Source organism: Vibrio sp. TRT 2004 (assembly GCF_050113735.1).
Taxonomy (GTDB): Bacteria; Pseudomonadota; Gammaproteobacteria; order Enterobacterales; family Vibrionaceae; genus Vibrio.
Genome location: NZ_JBNJOH010000131.1, coordinates 1 through 1,088, shown reverse-complemented (window position 1 = coordinate 1,088; position 1,088 = coordinate 1). Strand labels below are relative to the sequence as shown.

The 1,088-nt window shown below is 40.7% G+C and carries 1 protein-coding gene and 2 pseudogenes; 1 reads left to right on the top strand and 2 read right to left on the bottom strand.

What is annotated here, in order from left to right; all coding sequences use genetic code 11:
• Positions 1-221, bottom strand: a pseudogene (locus tag ACQEXR_RS20225) (IS110 family transposase); the annotation flags it as partial.
• 236 nt (positions 222-457) lie between these two features.
• Between ACQEXR_RS20225 and ACQEXR_RS20220 the strand changes: the two are divergent.
• A complete protein-coding gene (locus tag ACQEXR_RS20220) occupies positions 458-847 on the top strand; it encodes a recombinase family protein (RefSeq protein WP_427021043.1) in 390 nt (129 codons plus the stop codon).
• A 22-nt stretch (positions 848-869) separates the two neighbouring features.
• On the opposite strand, the pseudogene ACQEXR_RS20215 reads toward ACQEXR_RS20220, so the two are convergent.
• Positions 870-1,088: pseudogene (locus ACQEXR_RS20215) on the bottom strand (hypothetical protein); the annotation flags it as partial.

Here is a 1,088-nt window from a genome sequence, read left to right as displayed (position 1 = left end):
ACGAGCTTCACCGTATGCCCAAGCTTTTCAATTGCACGCCCCCAATAATTTGAGCTGTAACAAGCTTCCATCACAACCGTGGTTGGAGCGTATTGCCTTAACGTGTCTAACAATCTATTTCGGCGTACTTGGCTATTCGAAATTGGTCTGTTCTGTCGGTCGAATACAGCAATCTGAAACACATTTTTTGCTAAATCGATACTAATAAGCTTATATTTCATGTTGGTCACCTCTATCCTTGATTCTGTCAAAACTTAATCATGGCACGTTGCGATGCCGAGATAGAGGTGACCATCTCATCACACACCATTACCTCGTTGTCATTACGCCCTTTGGCGAGTTATCCAGTTAGGTTAAGAATGCCAACAAAAATCGACAACCCGCATGAAAGGAACCTTTGGCGTAAGTATCAACAACTCACTCATATTTCACCCTTTATTGCGTGTCCTTTTTACGTATGTCCTTTTTACGCTTTCTTACGCTTTCTGATAACGCTGATAACGATATAAGACAGCTTATCGATGTAATTACCGAAAAAGAGCGCTCAATTCAGTTTCACAAGGAAAGTCTGCATTTTACTGGTGAGCAGAATGCCTTTCAGGATTTGATGTTAAACATGCTCGGTGCGGTTGCTGAGTTTGAAAGAGCGATTATCAATGAACGCCGCTTAGAAGGGATCGCCAAGGCTAAGGAAAAAGGTGTGCAATTTGGTCGAAAGGCTGACTTAAATCGATATGATGAAATCAATCGGTTATTGGGAGAGGGGTTATCGATGCGAACAGTGGCTAAGCAGCTCAAGTGTGGGTTATCTACGGTCCAAAGGGCGAAAGCGTCAACTAATCTTTAAAACTTTAAGATTAAACTCGCTCTTAAGTTAAGTACTTACCTATAACCATCAAGCCAAAAGCAAACATATAACTCCACATCCCTAACGCATTCACCCACATAAACACTTTAAATTTAGTTGATTTCGTTGTTACTCGTTTACGAATAAATGGATACTTAACCCAATAATCAAAGCAACGGCTAGCTATCTCCCAAGACAATTGGTATTTAGGTCGCATATGACCATTATCGTCATAGTATTT

Coding starts and splice junctions, on each gene's coding strand:
- ACQEXR_RS20220 (WP_427021043.1), top strand. CDS start 458: ATGTCCTTTTTACGCTTTCTTACGCTTTCTGATAACGCTGATAACGAT.